Annotated in this window: 5 protein-coding genes and 2 pseudogenes; 3 read left to right on the top strand and 4 right to left on the bottom strand. The window is 74.6% G+C overall.

The features are described 5' to 3' along the window. A partial coding sequence (locus ACFXAM_RS37815; protein ID WP_380298373.1) for a DUF4232 domain-containing protein occupies positions 1–466 on the top strand: 466 nt, incomplete at its 5' end. Between the two features lie 61 nt (positions 467–527). Here the strand turns inward: ACFXAM_RS37815 and ACFXAM_RS37810 are convergent. Continuing rightward, positions 528–902, bottom strand: a complete 375-nt coding sequence (locus ACFXAM_RS37810; protein WP_380298371.1) for a hypothetical protein — start codon at positions 900–902, stop codon at positions 528–530. 213 nt (positions 903–1,115) lie between these two features. Here ACFXAM_RS37810 and ACFXAM_RS37805 point away from each other — a divergent pair, with 213 nt between their 5' ends. Next, positions 1,116–2,357, top strand: a complete 1,242-nt coding sequence (locus ACFXAM_RS37805) for an MFS transporter (protein WP_380298370.1) — start codon at positions 1,116–1,118, stop codon at positions 2,355–2,357. On the opposite strand, the gene ACFXAM_RS37800 is transcribed toward ACFXAM_RS37805, so the two are convergent. Continuing rightward, complete coding sequence (locus tag ACFXAM_RS37800) at positions 2,354–3,256, bottom strand: LysR family transcriptional regulator (RefSeq protein ID WP_380298368.1); 903 nt, start codon at positions 3,254–3,256, stop codon at positions 2,354–2,356. The genes ACFXAM_RS37805 and ACFXAM_RS37800 overlap by 4 nt on opposite strands. A 145-nt stretch (positions 3,257–3,401) precedes the next feature. Between ACFXAM_RS37800 and ACFXAM_RS37795 the strand changes: the two genes are divergently transcribed. Beyond that, a complete protein-coding gene (locus ACFXAM_RS37795) occupies positions 3,402–4,031 on the top strand; it encodes an RICIN domain-containing protein (RefSeq protein ID WP_380298366.1) in 630 nt (209 codons plus the stop codon). Positions 4,032–4,122: 91 nt separating this feature from the next. On the opposite strand, the pseudogene ACFXAM_RS37790 reads toward ACFXAM_RS37795, so the two are convergent. Further along, a pseudogene (locus ACFXAM_RS37790) lies at positions 4,123–4,248 on the bottom strand (carbohydrate-binding protein); the annotation flags it as partial. A gap of 12 nt (positions 4,249–4,260) precedes the next feature. Next, positions 4,261–5,085, bottom strand: a pseudogene (locus ACFXAM_RS37785) (M4 family metallopeptidase); the annotation flags it as partial.

Genomic DNA, 5,085 nt, shown 5'->3' with positions numbered 1-5,085 from the left:
CGCCTACACCCACCCGTGCGAGGGCAAGGACCTGACGGTCCGGGTGACCGCGCGCCCCGAGGCGCCGACCCAGCGGGTGATCGAGGTGCGCAACCAGGGCCCGCACGCCTGCGGCCTGAGCTACTACCCGCTGGTCGGCCTCGGCGACTCGCACGCCGCCGACCACGGCAAGGACCTCAGGCCGCTGGTGCCCGGCGGACTGGGCGGCGCCCCCGCCTACCCGGTCGGCGCCGGCCGGACGGCCTACGCGGTGATCGACCTCAACCCGGGCGGCGCGAGCGCCGGCACCGCCGCCGGGATCGACCACCTCGACGTGCTGGCCGACGGCGAGCACATGCCCACGGCGGAGACCCGCAACTTCCCGCTCGGCCCCGGCGCCAAGGTCCTGGGGCCCCGGCTGGGCCTCTACCGGAGCAGCGTCGCGGACGCGGCCGCCTCCGCGGCCACCGCGGACCAGCGGCCCTGAGCCCCGGCACGTGCGGCGGGCGGGGCGGGGTGACGGGGGTCCGGCCGGGGTGAACCGTCCGTCACAGCGTGCCGAGGACGTCCTGGTGCACCTCGTCGAGGACGAATCCGTTGTCCCACCGGACCCGGACCGTCACCCGCCGGCCCCGCCCCCGGTGGGCGTCCCACTCCGGCTCCAGTTCGGCGATCTCCGCCTCCAGCCGCTCGCGGCTCGCCTCCGGCATGGTGTGCCCGTAGTCGTCGAGGAGCGCCTTGAGCCGCCGGTACTCGCGGACCTCCTGGCTCTCCGGGAGTTCCCCGTTCACCCGCTCGACTGTGCCCTCGATCCCCGCTCCCAGCGAGAGGAACCCGACGACCGCCCCCGGCTCCCCGGCGAGCGCGTCACCGATCGCGAGGTCCTCGGCCAGCCGGACGCGACGGCCTTCCTCCAGGGTCATCCGATTCTCCGTCTCTCCGTCGACCGCCCACCGGGGCGGCACCGTGCGGTGCCGCAGGTCACGCTACCCGGCGTCCGGCGCCGGGGCAGACGGGGCGGGGCCCCCGGGGTGCGCCCGCAGACCCGGCGGGGCCCGCGATCGATGAGCCGGGCTCATCGATCGATGAGGTCAACGATCTTGTTCGCCCCCGGCGGCGGCTGATGGGCTGATCGCATGACAAACGCCCGTACGACGCACGCGGACGCCCTCCCACCCCCGTCCGCTCCGCCCGTCCCACCCGCCGCCCCGCAGCGCTGGTCGCCGGTCCTCGCCGTCGCGCTCGCCACCTTCACGGTGGTGTCCTCCGAGATGATGCCGGTCGGCCTGCTCACCGGGATGTCGCACGGCCTCGGGGTCAGCGACGGGGTCACCGGACTGTCCCTGACCATCACCGGCCTGATCGCCGCCGCCCTCGCCCCCTTCACCCCGAGGCTGGTCGGCCGGCGCGAGCGCAGGGCCGTCCTGGTGACCGCCATGCTGCTGCTCGCCCTGGCGAACGCGCTGTCCGCCCTCGCGCCGGACTTCACCGTCCTCGCCGCCGGCCGGATCCTGCTCGGCGCGGCGATGGGCGTCGTCTGGGGCCTGGTCGCCGGACTCGGCCCGCGCCTGGCCGAAGGCCCGCGCACCGCCCTCGCCATGACACTGATCTTCTCGGGCGTCTCCATCGCCTCCGTGCTCGGCGTCCCCCTGGGGACCTACCTGGCCGCCCTGTCCGACTGGCGCTTCGCGTTCTGGACGCTCGCCGCCCTCGGCACCGTCTGCGCCGCCGTGCTCGCCGCCGTCCTGCCTCCGCTGCCCGCCCCGCCGGTGCACGGGGACCGGCGGGCGGACGGTCCGCTCGGGGCCCTGCGCCACCGCGGCGTGGCCGCCGGGACCGCCGCCACCGCCTTCGTCGTGCTCGGCCACTTCGCCGGCTTCACCTACGTCCGCCCGGTCCTCGAAGCGGGCGCCGGTCCGAGCAGCGGCGTGATCGCCGGCTGCCTGCTGGTCTACGGCGTGGCGGGGGTCGCCGGGAACTTCACCCTCGGCCCGCTGTCCGGGCGTCACCCGAAGGCGGCCGTCGCCGCCGCCCTCGGCGGGGTCGCGCTGGCCGCCGTGCTGCTCCCGCAGGCCGTGGGCGGCGTCGTCACGGTGCTCCTCGTCCTGGTCCTCTGGGGCGTCTCGTACGGCGGGGTGTCGGTCGCCACCCAGGCCTGGGTGCGCACCGCCGCCCCGGCCGTCGCCGAGGCCTCGGCGGCCGTCTGGGCGGGCGTGTTCAACGCGAGCATCGCGCTCGGCTCCCTCGCCGGCGGCCTGGTGGTCGACCGGGCCGGCCACCGCGCCGTCCTGCTCACCGCGGCCGGACTGGCCGCCGCCGGGCTGCTGCTCACCCTGCTGTCGGCGCCGCCCGGGGTGATCCGCAAGGAGAGGATCTAGCCGACCTTCCCGGCCAGCCGGGTGACGAACCCGGCCGTCAGCCGGTGCGGCCGTCCCTCGCGCTGGACCACCACCAGGTCGGTCGGCTCCAGCCCGGGCACCGGCAGGAAGCGGAGGTCCGGGCGCCGGACGTACGTCGTGCTGCGCTCGCACAGCAGCAGCCCCCGGCCGGTGCCGGCCACCATCGACAGGCCCTCCTGGAGGGTGACCGCCCCCGCCGGGTAGGACAGCGCCCGTCCGTCCGGGGTGCGCCGGGGTGCGTGCACCTGCCGCCAGTACGCGGGAGCCGGGCCGCGCGGCTCGATCAGCGCCAGCGCGGCCAGCTCCTCGGCGCCCACCGCCTCCACCGCGGCCGGGTACCGGGCGGCGTCGACCGCCACGTGCACCGGCTGCCGGGAGAAGCTCATCAGCACCTCCAGCCCCGGTTCCCGGCACGGACCGAGCACGATGGCGAGGTCCACCTCACCCCGGGCGAGCCGCGAGAACGGGTCGGCCCACGGCAGTTCGACCAGCTGCGTGGCCCCCTCCGGCAGGCCCGCGATCACCCGGGCGACCGGCTCGTACACCGCGCACTGGAATCCCAGCCGCAGCGGCTCGGCGGTGGCCGCCCGGGCGCGGGCGGCGTCGTAGCCCGCCCTGAGCCGCTCGAAGGCCGGCACCACCTGTTCGGCCAGGACGCCCCCGAGCTCGGTCAGCTCCACGCGGCGGCTGGTCCGCCGGAACACCGGGGCGCCGACCCGGCCCTCCAGCCGCTTGATCAGCTGGGACACCCGCCCCTGCGAGACGCCGAGACGCTGCGCGGTCCGCCCGAAGTGCAGCTGGTGGACGAGGACGGCGAAGCACTCCAGCTCCTGCAGCGGCAGCTCGGGCAGGGGCGGGGCGGGCGTCGAGGGTTCCACCTCGACAGCCTACGCCCGGCCGTGCACCCGGTCCGCGGGGCCGGTGCCCGGCGGTGATCGAAACGGCCGGTACTCGACTGTGCCGGGGTGCCGTCGCGGCCCTAGCGTCACTGGTCTGAACCAGTTAAACGGAAGGGCAGCAACCATGAACGGTCCCAGAAGAGTTGGTCAGATCCTCGCCGCCGCGACGGCGGCGCTGACGCTGTGCGCAGGCCCTGCGGTCGCGGTCGGGCAGTCCGCGGCCGGGGAGCCCACGGCGCCCGTGACGCCCGGCAGCACCCTCGCGGCGAGCGCGGCGGCGGCCGGGCCGGCCGCGGTGGCGAGTGACTATCCGCCACGGACCTTCACGATCACCAGCAACGCCCCCGAGGCCGACGGCAGGTGTCTGGACGTCTGGGACTGGGGCAACGGGCCGTGGGTCCAGATGTGGGGCTGTCACGGCGGCGCCAACCAGTCCTGGAACGTCTCGTACAACACCGTCAGCGGCGGCTACCAGATCCAGAGCAACGCCAGCGGCAAGTGCGTCGACGGCTACCGGGGCCGGGGACAGCAGGTCGTCCAGCTGCCGTGCGACAACAGCGCCTCGCAGGCCTGGACCGTACCGGCGAGTGCCGGTCGCCTGCGCTTCATCAACCGCGCGTTCGCCGGCGTTCCGCAGGGCTTCCCCGGTCCCACCGGCCAGTGCCTGGACATCTACGACTGGGGCCGCGGCAACGTGGTCCAGCTGTGGGACTGCGGCTGGGGCCAGGCCAACCAGGAGTGGTGGTACAACTGATCGACCCCGGCCGGGAACGCCGGGCGCGCCGCGGTCCGTCCCCTCGACGGACCGCGGCGCGGTGGTTTCACCGGAGGTCAGGGCCTGCCGGTCAGATGGCCTGCCAGAGCGCCGGGACGTTCGGCGGCTCCCAGCCGGCGTAGGCGGTGTGGCCCTGGAGGCAGCGGTAGCTGACCCCGTTGTAGGTCACGACGTCGCCCGCCTTGTAGGTGGTGCCGGCGGCCCAGGTGCCACCCGGGTTGGGCGTGCCGTTGCCGACCGTCAGGCTGAACTGGGCGGTGTGGACGGTGGCCCCGGCGGTGCCGGTGACGGTGACCTGGTAGCTACCGGTCGCGGCGGACGAGGAGGCCGACAGGGTCAGCGTGGCGGAGCCGCCCGACTGGACGGACGACGGGCTGAAGGTCGCGGTGACACCGGACGGCAGGCCCGAGGCGGTCAGGGCGACGGTCTGCGCGCTGCCCGAGATGACGGCGGTGTTGACGGTCGCCGTGGTCGAGGCGCCGGGCTTGACCGAGCCGGAGCCCGGGTTCAGCGCGAGCGAGAAGTCGTCGCCGCCGTTGTTGGAGCAGGTCGGGTCGCTGGTCTGGGCGGGGACGCTGACGGCGTCCCAGGCGGCCTTGGTGCGGGTGAACAGGTTGCAGGTCGGGTCGAGGTTCTTGGCGGCGGTCAGGGTGGTGGTGCGGTAGCGCTTGTAGGTCATACCGCTGGTCTTGAGCAGCATGCCGCCGTAGAAGATCCGGCCGGCGTCCTTGATGCCGACGCCGGTGACGGAGGAGTTGTTGCAGGTGGGGCTGGTGGGCTTGCCGCCGCCGGGGTTGGAGCCCTCGGCGAGCAGGTAGAACCAGTGGTTGAGCGGGCCGGCGGCCGCGTGGACCTCGGTGCTCGGGATGGAGGCGGAGTAGCAGTTGGGGTTGTTGCTGACGAGCGAGGGGTTGTACATGTTGCGGATCGGACCGTTTCCGACGAGGTTGATCATCTCGCCGACGAGGTAGTCCGGGCTGTCGTAGGGGGAGGTCTGGTTGGCGTAGGCCTCGGTGAGTGCGCCGAAGATGTC

Origin of the sequence: Kitasatospora sp. NPDC059462, from assembly GCF_042749955.1 — a bacterium.
Lineage (GTDB): Bacteria > Actinomycetota > Actinomycetes > Streptomycetales > Streptomycetaceae > Kitasatospora.
The sequence above is the reverse complement of the archived record's forward strand: the minus strand, read 5'-3'. Positions and strand labels throughout refer to the sequence as shown.

Coding starts and splice junctions, on each gene's coding strand:
- ACFXAM_RS37810 (WP_380298371.1), bottom strand. CDS start 902: ATGACCCTGGAGGAAGGCCGTCGCGTCCGGCTGGCCGAGGACCTCGCG.
- ACFXAM_RS37795 (WP_380298366.1), top strand. CDS start 3,402: ATGAACGGTCCCAGAAGAGTTGGTCAGATCCTCGCCGCCGCGACGGCG.
- ACFXAM_RS37805 (WP_380298370.1), top strand. CDS start 1,116: ATGACAAACGCCCGTACGACGCACGCGGACGCCCTCCCACCCCCGTCC.